A 22538-nucleotide genomic window follows, 5' to 3' on the forward strand; every position below is an offset into this window, starting at 1 on the left:
CGAATGAAGCTGGGCCCCGGCATTCGCCAGGGAGATCGGAGGCTTTCCCATCACCCCCGCAACGCCTGGGCCACGACCGGGGCCAGGCGCTCGGCGATGACGCGGGCGCCGTCGGCGTTCGGATGGATGCCGTCGCGCTGCATGTAGCGCGACATGCCGATCACCCCAGTGAAGAAGTCGGGCGCATAGAACACCCCCTGCTCGCGGGCCAAATCCGGATAGATGGCGTTGAACCGCCGGGCGTAGGCCGCGCCCAGTAGCGCCGGAGCCCTGACGCCCGCCAGCACGACTCGAACGCCCCGCGACTTCAGGTGCTGGATGATCGCCCGCAGGTTCGCCTTGGCCCTGGACGGGTCGACGCCTTGCAGCAGGTCGTTGCCGCCCAGCGCCACAACGCAGACACGGGTCTCGGCCGGCACGCGGCCCACGCGGGCGAGACCCCCGCCCGTCGTGTCGCCCAGAACCCCCAGTCCTCGGACCTGCACGCGCGCGCCCCTCTGCTCCAGCGCCGACTGCAGGCGGGCCGGGAGCGCACGGTCGGTCGTGAGCCCGAGCCCCGCGGTGATCGAGTCGCCCAGCACCGTCACCACCGGCGCAGGCGGCGGCGCCTTGGGCTTGCGCGACGCGGCCACCGCCGCCCCGGGCATGGACAGGGCCAGAAGAGTCGCCAGGACGCGCCGGCGATCGGGGGCTGACAAAGGCTGGGACATCACCATGGGCAAACCGTATCGTTCTCCTTCAGAACATAATCATGACCCTGCGCGTTGAACGCAGGCTGAAGGGGAGAAGCGCCGATGCGCCGACAGGTTCGCGAAATCTTGATCATCGGCGTGGCGGCCGGAGCGCTCACCGCCTGCGGTCAGAGCCCGGGCGCGCCGAACACGACGGTCGGCTACGGGCCCAATCCGACCCTGCCCGAGCCAAGCCGCAGCCTGCTGCCGACGGTCAAGATCTCCAAGGTCGTCGGCTGGTCCAATGACGCCAAGCCCCGTGCGCCCGCCGGCTTCACCGTGCAGCCGTTCGCGACGGGCCTCGATCACCCCCGCTGGCTGCTGGTCCTGCCCAATGGCGACGTGCTGGTCGCCGAGAGCAACAAGCCCGCCCGCCAGGACAAGCCCAAGGGTCTGCGCGCCTTCGCCGAGGCCACACTGATGAAGAAGGCCGGCGCGGGCGTCCCCAGCGCTGACCGCATCAGCCTGCTGCGCGACCAGGACGGCGACGGGATCGCCGATCTGAAGACCCCGTTCCTGGTCAATCTGCACTCGCCGTTCGGCATGGCCCTGGTCGGAAACACGCTCTACGTGGCCAACGCCGACGCCATCGTCGCCTTCCCCTATGTCGAGGGCGCGACGACGATCTCGGACGGCCCCCGCAAGATCGCCGACCTGCCGGGCGGGCCGATCAACCACCACTGGACCAAGAACATCATCGCCAGCCCGGACGGGACCAAGCTCTACGCAACCGTCGGCTCCAACAGCAATGTCGGCGAGAACGGGATGGACAACGAGATCGACCGCGCCGCGATCCTCGAGGTCGATCTGGCCACGGGCCAGAAGCGCGTCTTCGCCTCGGGCCTGCGCAACCCCGTCGGCCTGTCGTGGAACCCGGCCAATGGCCAGCTGTGGACTTCGGTCAACGAACGCGACGAGCTGGGCAATGATCTGGTGCCCGACTACATGACCTCGGTGCGCGACGGCGGCTTCTACGGCTGGCCCTACAGCTATTTCGGCCGGCACGTCGACAAGCGGATCAAGGACAAGGACCGCCGCCCCGATCTCGTCGAGCGCGCCATCGTCCCTGACTACGCGCTAGGCGCCCACACCGCCTCTCTGGGCCTGACCTTCTATACCGGCGCCAGCTTCCCGGCCCGCTACAAGGATGGCGTGTTCGTCGGCCAGCACGGCTCGTGGAACCGCAATCCACAGGCCGGCTACAAGGTCGTGTTCATCCCCTTCAGCGGCGGCAAGCCGGCGGGCGGGGTGGAGGACTTTCTGACCGGCTTCCTCGATAGCGAAGGCAGGGCCCAGGGACGACCGGTCGGTGTGACGGTGGACAGCGAAGGCGCCCTGTTGGTGGCCGACGATGTGGGCGACGTGGTCTGGCGGGTGAGTGCGGCGAAGTAGGAGGCGTTTCAAGCGCCCTCTCCCAGAGGGAGAGGGTTGGGGAGAGGGGCTACGGCGTTCGACGGAGCGCCGGCACGCCGTCTAGCCTTGTACCCCCTCTCCCTCCCACCGCTTTGCGGCGGGCCCCGCCCTCTCCCTTTGGGAGAGGGATTCTGTTTCCCCCGCCCCACAGGGAAACTTGCACAACAAGACTGACTGACCGTAAGCTCCTCCCAAAATCGGAGGATCCGCCCATGAAAGTCGAACGCCTGCCGCCCGTGCGGACCTCGCTGGGGCCGACCAACCATCCCTACATGACCGGCCCCTGGACGCCGCAGCACGAAGAGGTCAACGCCTGGGACCTGGAAGTGCTGGAAGGCGCCATTCCCGCGGACCTCGACGGCGTCTATCTGCGCAACACCGAAAACCCGGTGCACGACCCGGTCGGCCGCTACCACCCGTTCGACGGCGACGGGATGATCCACCAGATCGAGTTCAAGGGCGGTCAGGCGACCTATCGCAACCGCTTTGTCCGCACCCGCTGCTTCGAGGCCGAGCAGGAGGTCAATGAGGGCCTGTGGGGCGGCTTGATGGACGGCCCGGGCGTCTCCAAGCGGCCGGGCTTCGGCGCCCACGGATCGTTGAAGGACAGCGCCAGCACCGACATCGTCGTCCATAACGGCGAGGCGATCGCCACCTTCTACCAGTGCGGCGAGGCCTATCGCCTGGATCCGCTGACCCTGGAGAACCTGGGCGTCGCCAGCTGGGCGCCGCTGGAGGGCGTCTCGGCCCACCCCAAGGTCGATGAGGCCACCGGCGAGCTGATGTTCTTCAACTACTCCAAGGCCTGGCCCTACATGCACTACGGCGTGGTCGGCGCCGACGGGAAGCGCAAGGTCTATCAGGGCGTGCCGCTGCCGGGTCCGCGCCTGCCGCACGACATGGCGTTCTCGTCGAAGTACGCGATCCTCAACGACCTGCCGGTGTTCTGGGACCAGGACCTGATGGCGCGCGACATCCACGCGGTGCGCCTGCACAAGGGCGTCCCGAGCCGCTTCGCCCTGGTGCCGCGCGAGGGCGGCGAGCCGCGCTGGTTCGAGGCCGAGCCGACCTATGTGCTGCACTGGCTGAACGCGTACGAGGACGGCGACGAGGTGGTGCTGGACGGCTACTTCCAGGAAAAGCCGATCCCCCGCCCGCTGGAAGGCGCCCCCGACGGCCACGGCCACCTGATGGCCTATCTGGACGAGCACAGCTTCCTGCCGAAGCTGCACCGCTGGCGCTTCAACCTGAAGACCGGCGAGACGACCGAAAAGCACCTGGACGACCGGGTGCTGGAGTTCGGCATGTTCAATCAGAAATACGCCGGCAAGCCGTATCGCTACGCCTATTCCACCACCGCCAAGCCGGGCTGGTTCCTGTTCAACGGCTTCGTCAAGCACGACCTGGAGACCGGCGAGAGCTGGTCGATCAGCCTGCCCGAAGGCCGCTACGCCAGCGAGGCGCCGTTCGCGCCCAAGGTCGGCGCGGTCGACGAGGACGACGGCTATCTCGTCAGCTTCATCATCGACGAGAACAAGGGAACGTCCGAGTGCCTGATCGTCGACGCGCGAGCCTTCGAGGTCGTCTGCCGGGTCGCCCTGCCCCACAAGCTGAGCAGCGGCACCCACAGCGTCTGGGCGGGTCGGGAGATGCTGCGGGGTTAGGCTCACCTGTCATCCCGGGCGGAGCACAGCGGAGACCCGAGACCGCAACAGGCTCAGAGCGTCCGGCGGTCCCGGCTCGGCGCGCTCCGCGCTTGGCCGGGATGACAAGATTTATGGTTAATCGCCCCTTTACCCTGATCGCGCATGATCCCGCCATGCGCCGCGTCCTGCTCGCCCTGATCGTGATCGCCATGGCCGCCCCGGCCCTGGCCGGACAGGCCAGGCTTCCCGCGACAACCAAGTCGCCGCCGGCGCAGACCCCGATCGCTGCGCCCAGCATCGTGCTGCCCGCCCCGATCCCGCTGGCCGTGGGGCGGCCCGGGGGCGACGTCGCCCAGTGCAGGGCCACCTGCGCCCGGACGCTCTACTTCTGTCAGTCCACCGAAGACGACGGCTGCGGCGCCCGCTGGGCCCAGTGCAACGCCGCCTGCACGGCGACCTATTCCGCCGCGCGGTTCGGCCGGTAGCGAGAAAGCGCCCCTTCCCTTCCGCAACGGCCGCTTGCCGCATCAGATAACGCTGATACGCTCACCTGAACAACGATAAGTCAGAGGGCGGGACATGACCGGCAGGCTTCCCAAGGCGTGCGTCATCGGCGCGGGCTGCAGCGGCTTCACCACCATCAAGCGGCTGAAGGACTACGGGATCCCGTACGACTGCTTCGAGATGTCCGACGAGATCGGGGGCAACTGGTACTACAAGAACCCCAACGGGATGTCGGCCTGCTATGAGAGCCTGCATATCGATACCTCGAAGTGGCGGCTGGCGTTCGAGGACTTCCCTGTGCCGAGGGATTGGCCGGACTTTCCCCATCACGCGCAGCTCTTTCAGTACTTCAAGGACTATGTCGATCACTTCGGCCTGCGTCCGACCATCACCTTCAACACCAAGGTCGAGAGCGCAAAACGCACCGCCGACGGCCTGTGGGCGGTGACCCTGGCGAGCGGCGAGACGCGGCTCTATGACGTGCTGTTCGTCTGCAACGGCCACCACTGGGACCCGCGCGTGCCGGAATATCCCGGCGAGTTCGACGGTCCGGCCTTCCACGCCCACGCCTATTGCGACCCGTTCGATCCCGTGGATATGCGCGGCAAGAACGTGGTGGTGGTCGGGATGGGCAACTCGGCCATGGACATCGCCAGCGAGCTCTCCCAGCGGCCGATCGCCAAGAACCTCTGGGTCTCGGCCCGGCGCGGGGTCTGGGTGTTCCCCAAATATCTGAACGGCAAACCCGCCGACAAGACCGCCCTGCCCGCCTGGATGCCGCGCAAGCTGGGCGTGGCCCTGTCGCGCTCGGTGCTGAAGAAGACCATCGGCCGGATGGAGGACTACGGCCTGCCCAAGCCCGACCACGAGCCGCTGGAGGCCCACCCGTCGGTCTCGGGCGAGTTCCTGACCCGCGCGGGCTGCGGCGACATCAAGTTCAAGCCGGCGATCAAGGCGCTGGAGGGCAAGCGCGTCCGCTTCGCCGACGACAGCGTCGAGGACGTCGACGCCATCGTGTTCGCCACCGGCTACAAGATCAGCTTCCCGTTCTTCGACGACCCGGCCCTGCTGCCCGACGCCGATCACCGGATGCCGCTGTTCAAGCGGATGATGAAGCCGGAGATCCCCAACCTCTTCTATATGGGCCTGGCTCAGCCGCTGCCGACCCTGGTGAACTTCGCCGAGCAGCAGGCCAAGCTGGCGGCGGCCTATCTGGCCGGGAAGTACGCGCTTCCCAGCCCCGCCGAGATGGCCCGCATCACCGCCAAGGACGAGCACCGCCATACCGGCCACTTCTATGACTCGGCCCGGCACACCATTCAGGTCGACTTCAACGTCTATTGCGCCGACCTGAAGAAGGAGATCGCCAAGGGCGAGGCCCGGGCGCGAAACGCGGGCGGGAAGTTGCCAGTGCCGGCGCGGGCGGAGGGGAAGGCGGAAGCTTTGGCGGAGAGTTGATTGTCATCCCGGCCGTAGCGTAGCGAAGAGCCGGGACCGCCACGAACTCGGAGCTTCCGGCGGTCCCGGATCAGCGCGCTTTGCGCTTGTCCGGGATGACAGGATTTAAGGCATGCCCAAGATCACCTTCGACAAGGACACCCGCGCCAAGCTGGTCGGCGGCCTCTCGGACTATCTGCGGTCGGAGCTTGATCTGGAGGTGAAGGGCTTCGACGCCGAGTTCCTGCTGGACTTCATCAGCGAGCGCCTGGGCCCCTACTACTACAACCAGGGCCTCCACGACGCTGCGGCCCTGTATCGCGAGAAGCTGGAGGCGATCACCGAGGCGGTGTGGGACATCGAACAGCCAGTGAAACCGTTGTGACAGCCCTCCCCATTCCGCCCTCCCCGGCGAACGCCGGGGTCCAGATGAAGGCCGGAACGGTACTTCAGCCGGCTCCCTCACAGCCTTATGATCTGGGTCCCGGCGTTCGCCGGGAAGGTCGGACATCTAGGGAGCGCTCGCCAAACGCTTGCATCCCGACCCAGAGTAGGGCCACGATCATGACGGGGCGTCACGATCGTCCCGAGCTTGAGTCGTTTTCCATGTCGAACATCGCCTATTTCCCCAAGCCCCACGTCGATCAGCGACCGGGCAAGCGGGAGCGCACCAAGACCGCCAACCGCCAGGCGATCCTGGACGCGGCGCGTGAGGTGTTCGGCGAGCTGGGCTATGACGCGGCCACGGTGCGCGACATCATCCGCCGCACGGGTTTGGCGTCGGGCACCTTCTATAACTACTACAAGTCCAAGGAAGAGGTGTTCGACGCCCTGGCGGACGACGGCGCGCGCCGGTTCCGCCCGCTGCTGCGCGCCGAGTCCGAGAAGGCCACCGACTTCGAGTCGTTCCTGCGTGGCGCGATCCTCGCCTATTTCAACTTCGTGGCTCTTGAGCAGGAGGCTTGGCGCCTGGATCGGCCGCCCGGCGAGCCGTTGCCGCACGCGCGCTCGACGCCCGAGGTCGTGGCCGTGTTCGACGAGGTCCACGAGGCCCTGGCGCGCGTGCTGGAACGCGAGCACGCTCCGCCCGTCGACCTCGACTACCTGACCGCCGCCTGCATCGCCGTCGCCCGCGAAATCGGCGACAAGATGCTGGAGCGCCGCCCGGTTGACACCCAAGGCGCAGCCGACTTCGCCGTTCACCTGATCCTGGGCGGCCTGCCCGCCCTGCCGAGACTTTAGACGCAACGACAACAAAACCACCAACGCGTGGGGGGAAACCATGGCATCCGACGCCGCCCAGAAGACGATCCTGAAACTGATCCTGTCCCTGCCCAGCCCCATCCTGCGGGCGATGTCGGGGGGCGGGGTCGTCTACAAGGGCGGGCGCACCCTGGACCCGCGCTTCCAGTTCTTCGCCCACGCAGCCAAGAAACTGCCGCCGATGACCAGCCTGTCGCCGGCCGAAGCGGTCGCCGGCAGCGCCAAGGGCCTGGCCGCCGTGCAGGGGCCGCTGGAGCCCGGCGTGCGGACCGAGAGCCTGTCGGTGGAAGGGCCCAACGGCCCCATTCCCTGCCGGGCCTATCGCCCGCCCCAGACGGACGCCAAGGCCCCGCTGATCGTCTACGCCCACATGGGCGGCGGGGTGATCGGTGATCTGGAGACCTGCCACGCCTTCTGCTCGATCCTCTCCAGCATCTGCAGCACGACCGTGATCTCGGTCGACTACCGCCTGGCCCCGGACCACAAGTTCCCGGCGGGTCTGGAGGACGTGCTGGCGGCCTATCGCTGGGCGCGGGACAACACCGCCCGCTTCGGCGCGGCGGCCGTTCCTCCGGCGATCGGCGGCGACAGCATGGGCGGCAATTTCTCGGCCATCGTCGCCCAGGAAATGATGCGCAAGGGCGAGCCGCAGCCGGCCGTGCAGATCCTGATCTATCCGGCCGTGGACGTCGCCAGCGAGACCGCGTCGATGACCACCTACGCCGACGCCTATCCGCTGACCCGCGCCACCATGGACTGGTTCATGGGTCACTATATCGGCGCCGACGCCGACCCGGCCGATCCGCGCCTGTCGCCCGACAAGACCGCCGACCTGACGGGCCTCGCCCCCGCCGTAGTCGCGACCGCCGGCTTCGACCCGCTGGCCGACCAGGGCGAGGGATACGCCAAACGCCTCAAGGCCGCCGGCGTGCCGGTCAGCTACCGCTGCTACGACAGCCTGGCCCACGGCTTCACCGCCTTCACCGGCGCGATCCCCGCCGCCGACGACGCCTGCCGCGAGATCGCCTGGCTGGTGCGCGAGATGTTCGAGCAGCGGACGCTGTGATGCGCGCCCTCGTCGTCGAGGAGCTCGCCCCGAACTACGCCGGCTGCGCGATCCACGAGGTCGCCACGCCCCAGCCCGGATCGGGCGAGGCGCTGGTGCGCGTGCGGGCCGCCAGCGTCAACTTTCCCGACCTTCTGATGACCCGCGGCGAGTATCAGCTGAAGCCGCCCCTGCCCTTCACGCCGGGCCTGGATCTGGCCGGCGAGGTCGTGGCGCTGGGCGGCGGCGTGACCGGTCTGGCGGTCGGCGACGCCGTCGTGGGCGGCGCACGGCTGGGCGGCTTCGCCGAGTACGCGGTGCTGTCGGCCAGCGCGCTGAAGCCCAAGCCAGCGCGGCTGTCCTTCGCCGAGGCCGCCGCCTATGGCGCGGCCTATCTCACCGCCTATGTCGCCCTGGTGCGGCGCGCGCGGCTGGAGCCGGGCGAATGGGTGCTGGTCCATGGCGCAGCCGGCGGCGTCGGCCTGGCGGCTGTGGACCTGGCCAAGGCCCTGGGCGCGCGGGTCATCGCCGCCTCGGCCTCGGACGCCAAGCTGGAGCAGGTAAAGGCCCTCTACGCCCCGGACGCGGTCGTGAACGTCACCCAGGGCTTCCGCGAACAGGTCAAGGCCATCACAGGCGGCCACGGCGCGGACGTGATCTACGACCCCGTCGGCGGCGACGTCTTCGACGAGAGCGTGCGCTGCATCGCGTTCGACGGGCGGCTTCTGGTGATCGGCTTCACCTCAGGCCGGATTCCCAACGTCTCGGTCAATATGCCGCTGATCAAGGGATTCTCGGTCATGGGCGTGCGGGCCGGCGAATACGGACGCCAGTTTCCCGAGAAGGGCCGCGAGAACGCCGACGCGATCTGGAAAATGGCCGATGAGGGTGTCATCCGGCCCCATGTCCACGCCGAGCTGCCGCTGGAGCGCTGGCGCGAGGCGTTCGACCTGCTGGCCGACCGCAAGGTGGTGGGCAAGGCGGTGATCACGCCGTGATACTGGCCCCCTCCGCGCTTCGCGCTCCTCCCCCGGAGGGGGAAGAAGGTGGGCGGTGATCCTTCTTCCCCCTATGGGGGAGGAGGGCTGCAGGCCCGGAGGGGGCAAGTATCTAACCCCCTGAACCGACTCAGGTTGACATCCCCGCGACGTTCTTTTATCCACCGCGCCTCACTCGCGAGCCACCCGGCCCGCGTTCAACGTTTTTTATTCGGAGCCACGTCGTGAAGCGCACCTTCCAGCCGTCGAAGCTCGTGCGTGCCCGCCGTCACGGCTACCGCGCGCGTATGGCCACCAAGAACGGCCAAAAGGTCGTCGCGCGTCGCCGCGCCAAGGGCCGCAAGCGCCTGACCGCCTAATTCTCTTTCCTCCCTCGGGAGGCGAGACGATGATCAAAGCCGCCTTTTCCACAGACCTGTCCTCAGGTTCTCGCCGGAAAGGCGGCTTTTTTCATGGCTGATCTCAAGTTCGAGCGGTTGCGCAAGCGCCCCGACTTCCTGCTGGCCGCCAAGGCCCCGGCCCTGTCCCGCGGCGCGGTGTTCATCCAGATGCGCCCGCGCGCCGACGGCGATCCGACGGTCCGGGTCGGCTTCACCGCCACCAAGAAGATCGGCGGCGCTGTCGAGCGCAACCGCGCCAAGCGCCGCCTCCGCGAGGCCGCCCGGCTGGTCCTGCCCCTTCATGCGCGCCCGTCGCATGACTATGTGTTCATCGCCAGAGGCGGCACCGGCACTCGCGAATGGGCGCGTTTGCTTGACGATGTCAAAACCGCGCTGATAAGCCTCGCCGCCGACCAAGATCGCGGGGGACCCAAGGTTTCCCGACGTTCGAGCGGCGCTCAAGACGACGCCGCCTCTCCCTCTCAACCCGATCCCACAGTTTCCGGTTAAGCGCTCCATGCAGAACGACAACAAAAACACGCTGATGTTCATCGTCAGCGCGTTCGCGATCCTGATCGGGTACCAGTTCTTCGTCCTGGGTCCGCAGCAAAAGAAGGCTGAGGCCGAGTTCCGCGCCAAGAAGGCCGCCGAACAGCAGTCGGCCGCCAAGGCCGGCGTGACGCTGGACGCCAACGGCAACCCGGCGCCGCTGCGCCTGTCGCGCGACGCCGCCAAGGCGCTGAGCCCCCGCATCGTTGTCGACACGCCCTCGCTGTCGGGCTCGATCGCCCTGAAGGGCGCGCGTATCGACGACCTGTTCCTGCGCAAGTACGACGAAACCACCAAGAAAAATTCGCCGCCGGTCGAGCTGTTCCGCCCCGAGGGCGCCGAGCACGCCTGGTTCGCCGATTTCGGCTGGGCGGGCGCGAACCTGCCGGGCCTGCCCGACAGCCGCACCGTGTGGACCGCCGCGCCGGGCCAAGTTCTGCGTCCCAACGCGCCGGTGACTTTGACCTATGACAACGGCCAGGGCCTGACCTTCACGCGGGTGATCTCGGTCGACGATCAGGCGATGTTCACCGTCTCCGACAGCGTCAAGAACAACGGGACCAACGGCCTGCAGCTGGCCCCCTACGCCACGGTCCAGCGCCAGGGCGTCCACGACAGCCTGGGCAAGAACCAGATCGTCCACGAGGGCGCGATCGGCGTGCTGGGCGGGGTCGACGACCAGAAGCTGGAGATGGCCAAGTACGGCAAGTGGAAGAAGGACAAGCCGCTGCAGTCCTTCGACTCGGTCGGCGGCTGGACCGGCATCACCGACAAGTACTGGCTGGCCGCCCTGATCCCCGGCCAGGACCAGGCGATCAAGGCCCAATACCGCGTGACCAACGTGGCGGGCACCGACGTCTATGACGTCAACTTCCTGGGCCCGGTGCAGGTGCTCAACCCCGGCGCCACCGTCAGCCAGACCACCCGCCTGTTCGCCGGCGCCAAGACCGTGCCGCTGCTGCGCAAGTACGAGTACGGCGCGACCCCGGCCCCGGCCATCTGGGAGTTCTGGAACAAGACCAAGGCGGAGATCCCGCGCTTCGACGACGCCGTCGACTGGGGCATGTTCCGCTTCTTCACGCGCCCGATCTTCAACATCCTGGAAGTCTTCTACAAGCTGGTCGGCAACTTCGGCCTGGCCATCCTGCTGCTGACCGTCGTGCTCAAGCTCGTCCTCTACCCGATGGCCGACAAGAGCTACGAGTCGATGGCCAAGATGAAGAAGATCGCCCCCGAGGTCGAAAAGCTGAAGACCAAGCACAAGGACGATCCGGCCAAGCAGCAGCAGGAGATGATGGCCCTGTATCAGAAGGAAAAGATCAACCCGATGATGGGTTGCCTTCCGATGCTGATCCAGATCCCGGTCTTCTACGCCCTGTACAAGGTGCTGACCGTCACCATCGAAATGCGCCACGCGCCGTTCTTCGGCTGGATCCAGGACCTGTCGGCGCCGGATCCGACGACGATGTTCAACCTGTTCGGCCTGATCCCCTGGGATCCGGGTTCGCTGCCGCTGATCGGCGCGATGATCGCGCACCTGGGCGTGTGGCCGCTGCTGTACGGCTTCACCATGTGGCTGACCACGGCGATGAACCCGCCGGCCGGCGACCCCATCCAGCAGAAGATCTTCCAGTGGTTCCCGGTGATCTTCACCTTCACCCTGTCGGGCTTCGCCGTGGGTCTGGTGATCTACTGGTGCTGGAGCAACGTGCTGACCATCGTCCAGCAGTACATCATCATGCGCCGCTACAAGGTCGAGAACCCGATCGACAAGATCATCGCTCGCCTGCAGGGCAAGACGGCTAGCGCGACCTGATGAGCGAGGACCAGAAGCTCCCCAAGGAACCGCCAGTCCTTCTGCCAGGCGCGGCCGATTTCACGGACGAGCAGATCGAGACGGCGCGCGTGTTCTTCGCCCAGCCGGTCTCGTTCATCATGGGGGCGGTGCGCATGGACGCCATGCCGCCGTCCGACCTGCCCGAGGTGGCCTTCGCCGGCCGCTCGAACGTGGGCAAGTCCAGCCTGATCAACGGCCTGGTGAACCAGAAGTACCTGGCCCGCGCCTCGAACGAGCCGGGCCGCACGCGGGAGATCAACTTCTTCCTGCTGGCCGAGAAGGTTCGCCTGGTCGACCTGCCCGGCTATGGCTTCGCGCGGGTCTCGCGTTCGGTCGCCGACAAGTTCCAGGACCTGGGCCGCGCCTATCTGCGCGGTCGTCCGAACCTCAAGCGCGTCTATGTGCTGATCGACGCCCGCCATGGTCTCAAGAAGGTCGACCTGGAGGCGCTGGACGCCCTGGACGTGGCGGCGGTGTCCTACCAGATCGTCCTGACCAAGGCCGACAAGATCAAGCCGGCCGAGGTCGACAAGGTCGTGGCCGAGACCACCAAGGCCATCGCCAAGCGCGCCGCGGCCTTCCCCCGCGTGCTGGCCACCTCTTCGGAGAAGGGCCTGGGCATGCCGGAACTGCGCGCCGAGATCGTGCGGCTCTGCATCGACGAGTGAGCGTATAAACCGATCTCCCCGGCGAATGCCGGGGCCCAGATCGGAACCGCCAGTCTATGGGACGCCGATCAGACGGTCGGCGCGCCCACCCCAGCCGGTCCGGATGAATCTGGGCCCCGGCATTCGCCGGGGAAATCGGTTATTGGGGATATGTCCGTCGGATTAACCCCACGCTAGGGTTCGCACGCCAGAACCCCCGCCTCCCCGTTTTCCAGAAAAAGTCTCCCCGCCATGAACCGCCACGACCTGAAGACCTGGCCCAAGTACTTCGCCGCTGTTCGCTCCGGCCAGAAGCGCTTCGAAATCCGTCGCAACGATCGCGAGTTTGCGGTGGGCGACATCCTGGTCCTGCGCGAGTTCGACCCGGCCACCGACACCTATACCGGCCAGTCCGAAGAGCGGCAGATCACCTTCCTGCTGTCGGAAGAAGACTATGGCGGCGTCATCCACGGCTTCGTGGCGATCGGCTTTGGCGACGTCCCGACCCACCCGACGGCGCCGGCCGAGGGCGCGCTGACCGCCAAGGACCTGGCGGCCTGGCATGAGACGGCCTCCGCCAACGCCTCGCTGCGCGCGCAGGAGGCTCGCAAGGTTTCCGAGAGCTACGCGAAGAACAACATGAGCGTCGCGGCCGACCGTCACGGCGCGGTGGCCGACGCCGCCGAGGCCGAGGCCAGCTTCCATGCCCAGGCGGCGCGGATCGTCAGCCAGGGCTGAGACCAAAGAAAAAGGCCGCCGGGATCGCCCCGGCGGCCTTTTTCTTTTCCGATGTCTCGACGGATCAGGCGGCTTCGCTGACCTGGGCCGGGAACACATCGTCCATGCGCAGATAGGTGATCAGGCGGTTTTCCATCGAGATGATCGCCTGGATGTAGCGGAGCTCCTCGACACCGACGTCCGGCGCTGGCTGCAGGCTTTCGCGCGGCACGGTGAAGGTTTCCGACACGGCGTCCACCAGGATGCCGGCCAGACGGTCGCGGCACTCGACGACGACGATCACGTGGCGGGTCTCGGGGATGGTGACGCCCAGGCCCAGGCGATTGCGCAGGTCGATGACCGGCATGATCGCGCCGCGCAGGTTGATGACGCCGCGCATGTAGTTGGGCGCGTGAGGGATCGGCGTGGCCGGCGTCCAGCCACGGATTTCCCGCACCGTCTTCACGTCGATGCAGAACTCCTGCTCGCCGATGCAGAACGAGATCAGTTCCAGAGCGGGCGCGGTGTTGTCGGTCATGACGAGTCCCCGATTCGAATAACGCGACCCGGAGCGGCGATCGACGCGCTCTGGGCCTATGCCACAAGACCCCACATCGCGTTTAACAACCGTTAATTGGTGAACGACGGGGGCGCGCTCGAATGTCGCGCCCCCTCAATTCGGGTCCGGGAGAGGAGGCTTCAGGCCTCGTCCAGGCCCTCATCGCCGTCGTCGGACAGGCCGAACTCGTACCACATGCCGTTCAGCACGCCGAAGGCGACAGCCAGGCCCAGGCCCAGGATCCAAGCGAAATACCACATCGGTTCGTCTCCTTAGAGCCTGTCGAGTTTAGATGGTTCCATCTAAACTCGATAAACAGGCTCGAAAATCAAACACTTAGAGCCCTTTGTAACGCTTTGGATGGTTCCATCTAAAGCTAAAGGGCTCTAGGGATCAGTAGAGGTCTGGATTGACGGCCAGGGCGGCCGTGGTGCTGCGGCCCCAGAGGACCTTGTAGACCCAGGCGGTGTAGGCCAGCACGATCGGCAGGAAGACGATCGTCACCACCAGCATGATGAACAGGGTCATGTGGCTGGACGAGGCGTTCCACACCGTCAGGCTCGAGCGCGGGTCGACGCTGCTGGGCAGGATGAACGGGAACATCGACAGACCCACCGTGGCGATGATGCCCGTGGCCGAGGCCGAGGACCCGGCGAAGCCCATCCAGGCGCTCTTCCGGCGCAGGCCCAGCAGGGCCAGGGCGGCGCCGGCGAAGCCCAGGACCGGGGCGATGATCATCCAGCCGTGGCGGCCGTAGTTGTCGAGCCAGGCGCCCGGGTCGCGCACCGCGGCCGCGCCGCGCAGCGGGTTGGAGGGGCCCGCGGCGTCCGCCAGACCCTCGATCCGGAAGCCCATGCCGCCGAACGCCACCCAGAAGCCGCCAGCCGCGAACAGCACGATGCTGGCCAGGCCGGCGAGCTCGCCGATGCGGCGGGCGCGTTCGGCCACGGGACCTTCCTCGCCCTTCACGGTGATCCAGGTGGCGCCGTGCAGCACCAGCATGGACACCGACAACAGGCCGCACAGCAGGGCGAACGGCGAGAACAGGCCCAGGAACGTGCCGTCGTAGAAGGCGCGCAGGTCGCTATCCAGCCGGAAGGGCGCGCCTTGCAGCACGTTGCCCAGCGCCACGCCGAAGCACAGCACCGGGACAAAGCCGCCGACGAACAGCGCCCAGTCCCAGAACGCGCGCCAGCGCGGATCCGGCCGCTTGGAGCGGTACTTGAAGCCCACGGGCCGCAGGATCATGGCGGTCAGCACCACGAACATGGCCAGATAGAAGCCCGAGAAGCTGATGGCGTAGACGAACGGCCAGGCCGCGAAGATCGCCCCGCCGCCCAGGATGAACCACACCTGGTTGCCTTCCCAGGTGGCGCCGACGGTGTTGATCACCATCCGGCGTTCCTTGTCGGTCTTGGCGACGAAGGGCAGCAGCGCGCCGACGCCCATGTCGAAGCCATCGGTCAAAGCAAACCCGATCAGGAGGACCCCGACCAGGGCCCACCAGATCACGCGAAGCGTGGCGAAATCGACGGGGATTTCCATTGTGAGGCGCTCCTTCAGGCGACGGCGGCTTCGGGTTCGGGCGAACCGTCGGGGGCGGGATCGTGCAGGGCGTACGGGCCGCGCTTGATGGTCTTGAGGATCAGGCCGACCTCGACCACCGCCAGGGCGCCGTAGAGCAGAGTGAAGACCGCGATGCTGGTCAGCAGTTGCGGGACGGTCAGGCTGGACGCGCCCAGGAAGGTGGGCAGCACGCCCTCCACGGCCCAGGGCTGACGACCTACCTCGGCCAGCACCCAGCCCATCTCGGCCGCGATCCAGGGCAGCGGGATGGCCGCGACCGCCAGGACCAGGAACCACTTGGTCTCGTGCTTGCGCAGGGTGACCAGCAGGAAGGCCGTGGCGAACAGGGCGATCATCAGGAAGCCGATCCCGGCCATGATGCGGAAAGCCCAGAACATCACCGGCACCGGCGGCACCACGTCCCAGGCGGTCTGCTTGATCAGTTCCGGCGAGGCCTGGCGCGGGTCGGCGACATGGCGCTTGAGCAGCAGGCCATAGCCCAGATCGCGGCGGTGCTGCTCGAAGGTGGCGCGCGCGGCGACATCGTTGGGATTGGCCTTCAGCGCCTCGACCGCGCCGTAGGCGATGACGCCGGACTCGATGCGATCCTCGGCCTTGGCGACCAGCTGGAAGATGCCTTCCACCGGCTTGTCGAGGCTGCGCGTGGCGATCAGGCCCAGCACATAGGGGATCTTGATCTCGTGATGGGTCTTGCGGTCGGCCATGCTGGGGATGCCGAAGGCCGTCAGGCCGGCCGGCGCGGGCTCGGTCTCCCACATGGCCTCCAGGGCGGCCAGCTTCATCTTCTGGTTATCGGTGAGGGCGTAGCCGCTCTCGTCGCCCAGCACGACCACCGACAGCGACGAGGCCAGGCCGAACGCGGCCGCCACGGTCATCGAGCGCTTGGCCACGCCCGCATACTTGCCCTTCAACAGGTAGAAGGCCGAGATCCCCAGCACGAAGGCGGCGGCGATCACATAGCCGGCGCTGACGGTGTGGACGAACTTGGCCTGGGCCACCGGGTTGAACAGCACCTCGCGGAAGCTTTCGACCTCCATGCGCATGGTGTCGGGATTGAACACCGCGCCCACCGGGTTCTGCATCCAGCCGTTGGCGATCAGGATCCACAGGGCCGACAGGTTGGTGCCCAGCGCCACCATGAAGGTCACGAACAGGTGGCCGACGCGCGACAGCTTGTCCCAGCCGAAGAACATCAGGCCCACGAACGTGGCTTCCAGGAAGAAGGCCATCAGGCCCTCGATCGCCAGCGGCGCGCCGAAGATGTCGCCGACATAGTGCGAGTAGTAGGACCAGTTCATGCCGAACTGGAATTCCATGGTGATCCCGGTCGCCACGCCCAGCACGAAGTTGATGCCGAACAGCGTCCCCCAGAACCGCGTGACCGTCCGCCAGATCGGACGCTTGGTCATCACATAGATGCTCTCCATGATGACCAGCATGAACGACAGCCCCAGCGTCAGGGGCACAAACAGAAAGTGGTAGAGGGCGGTGAGCGCGAACTGGAGTCGCGACAGGTCTACGACAGCGGGGTCCATGGACAACTCCGAGGCGAACGGCCGATGATCAGGCCGATCGAGAGCCATGCCCTAGACCCGCCCGACCGTCCGTTCCTTGATCCGGATCAAGGCAAGCGGATAACCCCACCCTACACTCAACTCATGGGCGCCCGCATAGTGCAGATTGATCCTCGTGGCTCCGCCAAGGTCTGGCTCAAGCAATGGGAGCGAACCGTCGCGCCGACGGTCCGCCGCTCGGGCTTGCTGGGTCTCGTGGACGGAATCGCCGCGATCGCCTTCGCGGCCGGTCTTGCGCTGAGCGTCGATGCGATCGCCCGGGCGCTTGGACCCACAGCGCTTTTCGGCTGGCTGCTTGTGGCCGCCGCCGCGCTCGCGGTCCGAGGCGGTCTGACTCTGGCGACGGGCGTCATCGGCGCCCAGGCGGCGACGCAGGCCAAGGCTTCGCTTCGGATCTCGCTGGCCCGCGCCGTGTTCTCCGGCCCACGCCGCCCGGCGGGTGAGGCCACGACCGCCCTGTTGGAGGGCGTCGAAGCGCTGGACGGTCACGTCGCCCGCTTCCTGCCCATCCGCCTGTCCGCCAGCGTCCTGCCGCTGCTGATGATCGCCGCCGCCGCCGTCGCCAGTCCGATCGCCGCCGCCATCATGCTGGGCACGCTGATCCCGTTCATCCTGGCGATGATCCTGACGGGCGCCGCCGCCGCCGCCGAGGCGCGCGCCCAGTTCCAGGCCCTGGAGCGGCTGTCGGCGCTGTTCCTCGACCGGGTCCGCGCCCTGCCGGTGGTGCTGGCGTTCCAGGCCGAGGGGGCGACCACGCTGGCCTTGACCCGTTCGGCCTCGAACCTCGCCGAGCGGACGATCCGCGTCCTGCGCGTGGCCTTTCTGTCGTCGGCCGCGCTGGAGTTCTTCGCCGCTCTGTCGGTGGCCCTGGTCGCGGTCTATTGCGGCTTCAACCTGCTGCGCCTGCTGCCCTTCCCGGTTCCAGAGCAGCTGGACCTCAAACGCGCCTTCTTCGTGCTGGCCCTCGCGCCTGAGGTCTATGCGCCCATGCGTCGACTGGCCGCCGCCTATCATGACCGCCAGGCCGCCGAGGCCGCAGCCGCCAGCCTCGTCACCTTCGAGCCCCCCGCCCCGCGCCCCGCGCGCGTGCGGCTCACGACGGCTCCGACGCTTCGCTTCCAGGGTGTCGAGATCCGCTATCCCGACACCGACGCCCCCGCCGTGCGGGCGTTCGATCTGGTCGCCCCCGCCGGCTCGATCACCGCCCTCGTCGGCGCCAGCGGCGCGGGCAAGAGCTCGATCCTCAACGCTCTGCTGGGCCTTTCGCCGGTGACGGCCGGCGCCATCCGCGTCAATAATAGTCCGCATACAGACGTAGAGCTCGATATCGCCTGGGCCGGACAGTCCCCGCTGATCCTGCCCGCCTCGATCGCCGACAACATCGCTCTGTCCCGCCGCGACGCCAGCCGCGCCGAGATCGCGCAAGCCGCCGAGCGCGCCGGTCTGGGCCCCGCCCTCGCCAGCCGTCCGGGCGGTCTGGACTTCCTGCTGGACGAACGCGGCTCGGGCCTCTCGGGCGGCGAGCGGCGGCGTCTGTCGCTGGCCCGCGCCCTGCTCAAGCCCGCGCCGATCCTGTTGCTGGACGAGCCGACCGCCAATCTCGACACCGAGGCCGAGGCGGCCATGGTCGAGGCCATCCGCCTTGCCGCCAAGGGCCGGACCACCCTGATCGCCACCCATTCCGAGGCCGTCGCCGCCCTCGCCGACCAGGTGATCCGCCTATGACGCACTCGCCTGTGACCAGCCCGCTCGACGCCCTCATCCGCGCCCAGAAGCGCCAGCGCGCCAGCGCCTTGCGCCTGGCGGCGCTCAGCGCCGTCACCGTCGGCGCGGCCTCGACCCTGCTGCTCGGTCTTTCGGGCTGGTTCATCGTCGCCAGCGCCGCGGCCGGCGCGGCGGGCCTGGCGGCGGCCCATGCGTTCAACGTGCTGCTGCCCAGCGCCGGCATTCGTTTCCTGGCCATCCTGCGCACGGCCGCCCGCTATGGGGAGCGCGTGTCAGGACACGCCGCCGCCCTGCGCGCCCTGGCCGCCATCCGCCCGGCGGTGTTCGAGAGCCTGGCGGCCGCCCCGCCTTCCGAGTCCCTGAGCCTGTCGCGCGGTGAAGCCTCGGCGCGGCTCGTCCAGGACGTCGACGCGATCGAGACTCGCTTCGTGCGTCTGTCCGCGCCATGGAGCGCCGCGGCCGGCCTGGGCGCGGGGGTGGCGCTGGCTGTGCTGGCCGGATGGGTTCCGGCCCTGGCGATCCTGACCGCCGCCGGCGCGGCGCTCCTGTCGGCCCGCGCGCTAGCGAAGCGCTACTCCGCCCCCGCCCGCGCCGCCGTTCAGGCGCGCACCGGCGCGCTGAAAGACTCCGTCGCGGCCCTCGTTTCGGCTTCGGCGGAACTGCGGGCCTATGGCTTGGCCGACTGGGCGGGCGAGACGCTCAACGCCCGGGCCGCCAGCCTGGAGGACGCCCGACACGCCGCCGCCCGCGCGCAGGGCCTGATCATCGCCAGCCAGTCTGTGATCGCGGGCTTCGCCGTCGCCGCCGCCGTCGCCTGCGCCGCCCCTGCAGGCGCGGCCCTGGCCGCGCTGGCCGGCCTGGCGGCGGTGATGAGCCTGGACGCCCTGACCGGCCTGGCCAACGCCTTCGACCAGGATGGCGCCGCGCACGAAGCCCGCCAGCGCCTCGACGCTGTGTTACGACATCGACCCAGCCCGTCGCGGCCGTCGCCGTCCAAGGCCGAGCCTCTGACCCTGCTGGGCCAGACACTGAATCCTGGCGAGCGGCTGGCGGTCTCGGGCCCCTCGGGCTGCGGCAAGACCACAGCGGTCGAGACGCTGCTGGGCCTTCGGGAGGCCTCGGCGCCCATGACGCGCGACGCCTTCGCCTGGCTGCCGCAGGACGCCGGTCTGGTGGCCGGCACGGTGCGCGAGAACCTGCGCCTCGCCGCGCCCAAGGCCAGCGACGCCGACCTCTGGGCCGTGCTGGAAGACGCGTGTCTCGCCGACCGCATCCGCGCCGCGCCAGAGGGCCTGTCGGCCTATGTCGGCGACGATGGCGAACGGCTGTCGGGCGGCGAGCGACGACGCCTGGCCCTGGCCCGGGCCTATCTGCGTGAGGCGCCCTGGCTCCTGCTGGACGAGCCGACGGAAGGCCTGGACCCCACCACCGAGGCGTCGGTCGTGGCGCGACTGGACTCTCGCTTGAAGCGGACCGGCCAAGGCCTCGTGGTGGTCAGCCATCGCGCCGCGCCTCTGGGTCTCTGCGCGCGGAGCATTCGGTTCGACACGCACGAAAAAGGCCCGGCGACCGCGTCGCCGAGCCTCGTCCCCACCCTATGATCGGATCCCTATTTCAGGTTCACCCGGATATGGGTCGTGAACAGCACCACCGCGAAGGTCGCAAACGCGCCGATCACCAGTCCCAGATAGGCCAATTGTCCGCCCGACATAGACAGTCTCCCTTGCTAGAGACCGTCAGGCTGCGCGCATCCGCTTCGCCCGGCCTTGACCTGCCTCAAACGCGCGCGGCTATAACCGCATGAGATTCAGGGAGCCGCAGGCGACGATGAAACCGACCCGAGGCCTGTCTTCGAGCCTGTTCAGCGACCCGCATCCGGGCGCCTACCTCGCCGCCTTCGCAGCGGTGATGGCCACGGCGGTGGCGCGTCTCTACCTGCCTGAGGCGTTCACCGCCCCGTCGTCGTTCCTGCTGTTCGTGCCGGCGGTGCTGGTCAGCGCGGCGCTGGGCGGCGTCGGGCCCGGCGTGTTCGGCACCACCTTCGCCTGGGCGGCGGTCTGGTGGGTGACGCGGGATATCCCGTTCGACCTGGTCAGCGGCCTGTCGGCGGCGATCTTTCTGGCGGTCGGCTTTGGCATGGCGGTCGGCGGCGGCTGGTTCCACGCCGCGCGGCGGCGGGCGGCGGCGATCAACGACCACCTGCGCTCGATCCTCGACACCGTCCCCGACGCCGTGGTGGTCATCGACCGCGCGGGGATCATGACCTCGTTCAGCCCGGCGGCGCAGCGCATGTTCGGCTGGACCGAGGCCGACGTGCTTGGCCGCAATGTCAGCATGCTGATGCCCGAACCTTATCAATCCTCCCATGACGGCTACCTGGACCGCTACGCCCGCACAGGCGAGAAGCGGATCATTGGCGCGGGCCGCGTCGTGGTGGGTCAGCGCAAGGACGGCTCGACCTTCCCGATGGAGCTCGCTGTCGGCGAGACCAGGGGCCCGACGCCCTCGTTTACCGGCTTCATCCGTGATCTGACCGAGCGCCAGGAAACCGAGACCCGCCTGCAAGAGCTGCAGAACGAACTCGTTCACGTCTCGCGCCTGACCGCCATGGGCGAGATGGCTTCGACCCTGGCCCACGAGCTGAACCAGCCCCTGTCGGCGATCGCCAACCTGCTGACCGGTTCGCGCCGCCTGATGGATCGTGGCCGAGAAGCCGACCAGACCAAGGTGCGCGACGCCATCGACCGCGCGGCCGCCCAGGCGCTACGCGCCGGCGAGGTCATCCACCGCATGCGCGACTTCGCCCGGCGCGGGGCCAGCGAGCGCGAGGCCGAGAGCCTGTCGAAGCTGATCGAGGAGGCCTCGGCCCTGGCCCTGATCGGCGAGAAGGAACGCCAGGTCGACGTGCGCCTGAAGCTGGATCCGAAGGCCGACGACGTCTTCGCCGACCGGGTGCAGATCCAGCAGGTGCTGCTGAACCTGATCCGCAACGGCATCGACGCCATGCAGGCGCAAGAGCCGCGCAAGCGCGCCCTGCTGATCCGCACCGGCCTGACCGAAGAGGGTTGGTCGGAGGTCAGTGTCGCCGACACCGGGCCCGGCATCGCCCCGGAGGTGCTGGAGCGCCTGTTCCAGCCGTTCATGACCACCAAGCCGCAGGGCATGGGGGTTGGCCTGTCGATCTCGCGCTCGATCATCGAGGCGCACGGCGGCCGCATCTGGGCCGAGGCGAATCCTGGCGGCGGCGCGCTATTCCGATTTACGCTGCCGCCAGCCGAGTCTGTGGCCGGCGAGAAGGAGACCATTGATGACTGACGCCCCCGTGGTCCACGTGGTGGATGACGACGAGAGCGCCCGCGAGTCCTTGGCGTTCCTGCTGGAGTCGGCCGACTTCGAGGTCGTGACCTACGCCAGCGCGCCGGCGTTCCTCGACGCCCTGCCGCAGGCCAAGCCCGGGGTGGTGATCACCGACGTCCGCATGCCCGAGATGAGCGGCCAGGACCTGGTCGCCCGCCTGTCGGCGCTGAAGATCAAGATGCCGATCGTGATGATCACTGGTCATGGGGACATCCCGATGGCCGTCGAGGCGATGCGCTCGGGCGTGGTCGACTTCCTGGAGAAGCCTTTCTCGGAATCGCGGATGCTGGACGCCCTCAAGCGCGCCTTCGCCACCGTCGAGGCCGCGCCGGTCTCGGATGACCAGCAGGTGATCCTCAAGCGGATCGAGAGCCTGTCCGAGCGCGAGCGTCAGGTGCTGGACGGCGTGGTGGCCGGTCACGCCAACAAGGTCATCGCCCGCGACCTGGGCATCAGCCCCCGCACGGTCGAGATCTATCGCGCCAAGCTGATGACCAAGATGCAGGCCGACAACCTGGCGGCCCTGGTGCGCATGACCCTGTCGGTGCGCGGCGGCTAAGCTCCACCGC

22 protein-coding genes and 2 pseudogenes are annotated in these 22538 nt (G+C 68.1%); 18 read left to right on the forward strand and 6 right to left on the reverse strand.

The window, feature by feature from the left end; all coding sequences use genetic code 11:
* Window positions 1-50: 50 nt before the first annotated feature.
* A complete protein-coding gene (locus tag J2X45_RS16970) occupies window positions 51-710 on the reverse strand; it encodes an arylesterase (RefSeq protein ID WP_310217325.1) in 660 nt (219 codons plus the stop codon).
* 84 nt (window positions 711-794) lie between these two features.
* Between J2X45_RS16970 and J2X45_RS16975 the strand changes: the two genes are divergently transcribed.
* From J2X45_RS16975 to J2X45_RS17045, 14 genes and pseudogenes are all read left to right on the forward strand, one after another.
* Complete coding sequence (locus J2X45_RS16975) at window positions 795-2123, forward strand: sorbosone dehydrogenase family protein (RefSeq protein ID WP_310217108.1); 1329 nt, start codon at window positions 795-797, stop codon at window positions 2121-2123.
* Window positions 2099-2281, forward strand: a pseudogene (locus J2X45_RS16980) (hypothetical protein); the annotation flags it as partial. The gene J2X45_RS16975 and the pseudogene J2X45_RS16980, both read left to right, overlap by 25 nt.
* Before the next feature lie 75 nt (window positions 2282-2356).
* Window positions 2357-3808 carry a carotenoid oxygenase family protein gene (locus tag J2X45_RS16985; RefSeq protein WP_310217110.1) on the forward strand — a complete coding sequence of 484 codons (1452 nt, stop codon included), beginning with the start codon at window positions 2357-2359 and terminating at the stop codon, window positions 3806-3808.
* Window positions 3809-3963: 155 nt separating this feature from the next.
* On the forward strand, window positions 3964-4275 hold the full coding sequence (locus J2X45_RS16990; protein ID WP_310217112.1) for a hypothetical protein: 312 nt from the start codon (window positions 3964-3966) through the stop codon (window positions 4273-4275).
* Window positions 4276-4369: 94 nt separating this feature from the next.
* On the forward strand, window positions 4370-5752 hold the full coding sequence (locus tag J2X45_RS16995) for an NAD(P)/FAD-dependent oxidoreductase (protein WP_310217114.1): 1383 nt from the start codon (window positions 4370-4372) through the stop codon (window positions 5750-5752).
* 112 nt (window positions 5753-5864) lie between these two features.
* The gene (locus J2X45_RS17000) at window positions 5865-6116 is read left to right on the forward strand and encodes a DUF2164 domain-containing protein (protein ID WP_310217116.1); all 252 of its coding nucleotides are present in this window, start codon (window positions 5865-5867) and stop codon (window positions 6114-6116) included.
* 221 nt (window positions 6117-6337) lie between these two features.
* Entirely contained in the window at window positions 6338-6973 is a 636-nt protein-coding gene (locus tag J2X45_RS17005) for a TetR/AcrR family transcriptional regulator (protein ID WP_310217119.1), read from the forward strand.
* A 16-nt stretch (window positions 6974-6989) separates the two neighbouring features.
* A pseudogene (locus J2X45_RS17010) lies at window positions 6990-8060 on the forward strand (alpha/beta hydrolase); the annotation flags it as partial.
* Window positions 8060-9037 (forward strand): NADPH:quinone oxidoreductase family protein, encoded by a 978-nt coding sequence (locus J2X45_RS17015; protein WP_310217123.1) that lies wholly within the window; start codon window positions 8060-8062, stop codon window positions 9035-9037. The pseudogene J2X45_RS17010 and the gene J2X45_RS17015, both read left to right, overlap by 1 nt.
* 224 nt (window positions 9038-9261) lie before the next feature.
* Window positions 9262-9396 carry a 50S ribosomal protein L34 gene (gene rpmH, locus J2X45_RS17025; protein ID WP_004622337.1) on the forward strand — a complete coding sequence of 45 codons (135 nt, stop codon included), beginning with the start codon at window positions 9262-9264 and terminating at the stop codon, window positions 9394-9396.
* A 93-nt stretch (window positions 9397-9489) separates the two neighbouring features.
* Window positions 9490-9927, forward strand: coding sequence for a ribonuclease P protein component (gene rnpA / locus J2X45_RS17030; RefSeq protein ID WP_310217124.1), 438 nt, complete (start codon window positions 9490-9492; stop codon window positions 9925-9927).
* Between the two features lie 7 nt (window positions 9928-9934).
* Window positions 9935-11782, forward strand: coding sequence for a membrane protein insertase YidC (gene yidC / locus J2X45_RS17035; protein WP_310217127.1), 1848 nt, complete (start codon window positions 9935-9937; stop codon window positions 11780-11782).
* A complete protein-coding gene (yihA, locus tag J2X45_RS17040; protein WP_310217128.1) occupies window positions 11782-12471 on the forward strand; it encodes a ribosome biogenesis GTP-binding protein YihA/YsxC in 690 nt (229 codons plus the stop codon). The genes yidC and yihA overlap by 1 nt, the downstream gene beginning before the upstream one ends.
* Before the next feature lie 231 nt (window positions 12472-12702).
* Entirely contained in the window at window positions 12703-13188 is a 486-nt protein-coding gene (locus J2X45_RS17045) for an ASCH/PUA domain-containing protein (protein WP_310217131.1), read from the forward strand.
* Window positions 13189-13252: 64 nt separating this feature from the next.
* Here J2X45_RS17045 and J2X45_RS17050 read toward each other — a convergent pair whose 3' ends face one another.
* The 4 genes from J2X45_RS17050 to J2X45_RS17065 all read right to left on the reverse strand — a co-directional run bounded on the left by J2X45_RS17050 (window position 13253) and on the right by J2X45_RS17065 (window position 16848).
* A complete protein-coding gene (locus J2X45_RS17050; RefSeq protein WP_096053661.1) occupies window positions 13253-13705 on the reverse strand; it encodes a chemotaxis protein CheW in 453 nt (150 codons plus the stop codon).
* A gap of 161 nt (window positions 13706-13866) precedes the next feature.
* Complete coding sequence (gene cydX, locus J2X45_RS17055) at window positions 13867-13986, reverse strand: cytochrome bd-I oxidase subunit CydX (RefSeq protein ID WP_310217135.1); 120 nt, start codon at window positions 13984-13986, stop codon at window positions 13867-13869.
* A 133-nt stretch (window positions 13987-14119) separates the two neighbouring features.
* On the reverse strand, window positions 14120-15271 hold the full coding sequence (gene cydB, locus J2X45_RS17060; RefSeq protein WP_310217136.1) for a cytochrome d ubiquinol oxidase subunit II: 1152 nt from the start codon (window positions 15269-15271) through the stop codon (window positions 14120-14122).
* Between the two features lie 14 nt (window positions 15272-15285).
* Complete coding sequence (locus J2X45_RS17065) at window positions 15286-16848, reverse strand: cytochrome ubiquinol oxidase subunit I (protein WP_310217138.1); 1563 nt, start codon at window positions 16846-16848, stop codon at window positions 15286-15288.
* 123 nt (window positions 16849-16971) lie between these two features.
* Here J2X45_RS17065 and cydD point away from each other — a divergent pair, with 123 nt between their 5' ends.
* Together cydD and J2X45_RS17075 are read left to right on the forward strand one after the other, a co-directional pair.
* Complete coding sequence (gene cydD / locus J2X45_RS17070; protein ID WP_310217327.1) at window positions 16972-18612, forward strand: thiol reductant ABC exporter subunit CydD; 1641 nt, start codon at window positions 16972-16974, stop codon at window positions 18610-18612.
* Window positions 18609-20213: an ATP-binding cassette domain-containing protein gene (locus J2X45_RS17075; RefSeq protein ID WP_310217141.1), complete on the forward strand. Its 1605-nt coding sequence runs from the start codon at window positions 18609-18611 to the stop codon at window positions 20211-20213. Before cydD ends, J2X45_RS17075 begins: the two co-directional genes overlap by 4 nt.
* 8 nt (window positions 20214-20221) lie before the next feature.
* Here J2X45_RS17075 and J2X45_RS17080 read toward each other — a convergent pair whose 3' ends face one another.
* The gene (locus J2X45_RS17080) at window positions 20222-20329 is read right to left on the reverse strand and encodes a hypothetical protein (protein WP_310217329.1); all 108 of its coding nucleotides are present in this window, start codon (window positions 20327-20329) and stop codon (window positions 20222-20224) included.
* A gap of 110 nt (window positions 20330-20439) precedes the next feature.
* Between J2X45_RS17080 and J2X45_RS17085 the strand changes: the two genes are divergently transcribed.
* Both J2X45_RS17085 and fixJ read left to right on the forward strand, forming a co-directional pair.
* On the forward strand, window positions 20440-21927 hold the full coding sequence (locus J2X45_RS17085; RefSeq protein ID WP_310217144.1) for a PAS domain S-box protein: 1488 nt from the start codon (window positions 20440-20442) through the stop codon (window positions 21925-21927).
* Window positions 21920-22528, forward strand: a complete 609-nt coding sequence (gene fixJ, locus J2X45_RS17090) for a response regulator FixJ (RefSeq protein ID WP_310217147.1) — start codon at window positions 21920-21922, stop codon at window positions 22526-22528. The genes J2X45_RS17085 and fixJ overlap by 8 nt, the downstream gene beginning before the upstream one ends.
* The last annotated feature ends 10 nt before the right edge of the window (window positions 22529-22538 follow it).

This window comes from Caulobacter sp. BE264 (genome assembly GCF_031457805.1).
Taxonomy (GTDB): Bacteria; Pseudomonadota; Alphaproteobacteria; order Caulobacterales; family Caulobacteraceae; genus Caulobacter.

Bases quoted from the DNA above. Each gene is read 5' to 3' on its own strand.
- J2X45_RS16970 (WP_310217325.1), bottom strand. From the start codon at position 710: ATGTCCCAGCCTTTGTCAGCCCCCGATCGCCGGCGCGTCCTGGCGACT.
- J2X45_RS16975 (WP_310217108.1), top strand. From the start codon at position 795: ATGCGCCGACAGGTTCGCGAAATCTTGATCATCGGCGTGGCGGCCGGA.
- J2X45_RS16985 (WP_310217110.1), top strand. From the start codon at position 2,357: ATGAAAGTCGAACGCCTGCCGCCCGTGCGGACCTCGCTGGGGCCGACC.
- J2X45_RS16990 (WP_310217112.1), top strand. From the start codon at position 3,964: ATGCGCCGCGTCCTGCTCGCCCTGATCGTGATCGCCATGGCCGCCCCG.
- J2X45_RS16995 (WP_310217114.1), top strand. From the start codon at position 4,370: ATGACCGGCAGGCTTCCCAAGGCGTGCGTCATCGGCGCGGGCTGCAGC.
- J2X45_RS17000 (WP_310217116.1), top strand. From the start codon at position 5,865: ATGCCCAAGATCACCTTCGACAAGGACACCCGCGCCAAGCTGGTCGGC.
- J2X45_RS17005 (WP_310217119.1), top strand. From the start codon at position 6,338: ATGTCGAACATCGCCTATTTCCCCAAGCCCCACGTCGATCAGCGACCG.
- J2X45_RS17015 (WP_310217123.1), top strand. From the start codon at position 8,060: ATGCGCGCCCTCGTCGTCGAGGAGCTCGCCCCGAACTACGCCGGCTGC.
- rnpA (WP_310217124.1), top strand. From the start codon at position 9,490: ATGGCTGATCTCAAGTTCGAGCGGTTGCGCAAGCGCCCCGACTTCCTG.
- yidC (WP_310217127.1), top strand. From the start codon at position 9,935: ATGCAGAACGACAACAAAAACACGCTGATGTTCATCGTCAGCGCGTTC.
- yihA (WP_310217128.1), top strand. From the start codon at position 11,782: ATGAGCGAGGACCAGAAGCTCCCCAAGGAACCGCCAGTCCTTCTGCCA.
- J2X45_RS17045 (WP_310217131.1), top strand. From the start codon at position 12,703: ATGAACCGCCACGACCTGAAGACCTGGCCCAAGTACTTCGCCGCTGTT.
- J2X45_RS17050 (WP_096053661.1), bottom strand. From the start codon at position 13,705: ATGACCGACAACACCGCGCCCGCTCTGGAACTGATCTCGTTCTGCATC.
- cydX (WP_310217135.1), bottom strand. From the start codon at position 13,986: ATGTGGTATTTCGCTTGGATCCTGGGCCTGGGCCTGGCTGTCGCCTTC.
- cydB (WP_310217136.1), bottom strand. From the start codon at position 15,271: ATGGAAATCCCCGTCGATTTCGCCACGCTTCGCGTGATCTGGTGGGCC.
- J2X45_RS17065 (WP_310217138.1), bottom strand. From the start codon at position 16,848: ATGGACCCCGCTGTCGTAGACCTGTCGCGACTCCAGTTCGCGCTCACC.
- cydD (WP_310217327.1), top strand. From the start codon at position 16,972: ATGGGCGCCCGCATAGTGCAGATTGATCCTCGTGGCTCCGCCAAGGTC.
- J2X45_RS17075 (WP_310217141.1), top strand. From the start codon at position 18,609: ATGACGCACTCGCCTGTGACCAGCCCGCTCGACGCCCTCATCCGCGCC.
- J2X45_RS17085 (WP_310217144.1), top strand. From the start codon at position 20,440: ATGAAACCGACCCGAGGCCTGTCTTCGAGCCTGTTCAGCGACCCGCAT.
- fixJ (WP_310217147.1), top strand. From the start codon at position 21,920: ATGACTGACGCCCCCGTGGTCCACGTGGTGGATGACGACGAGAGCGCC.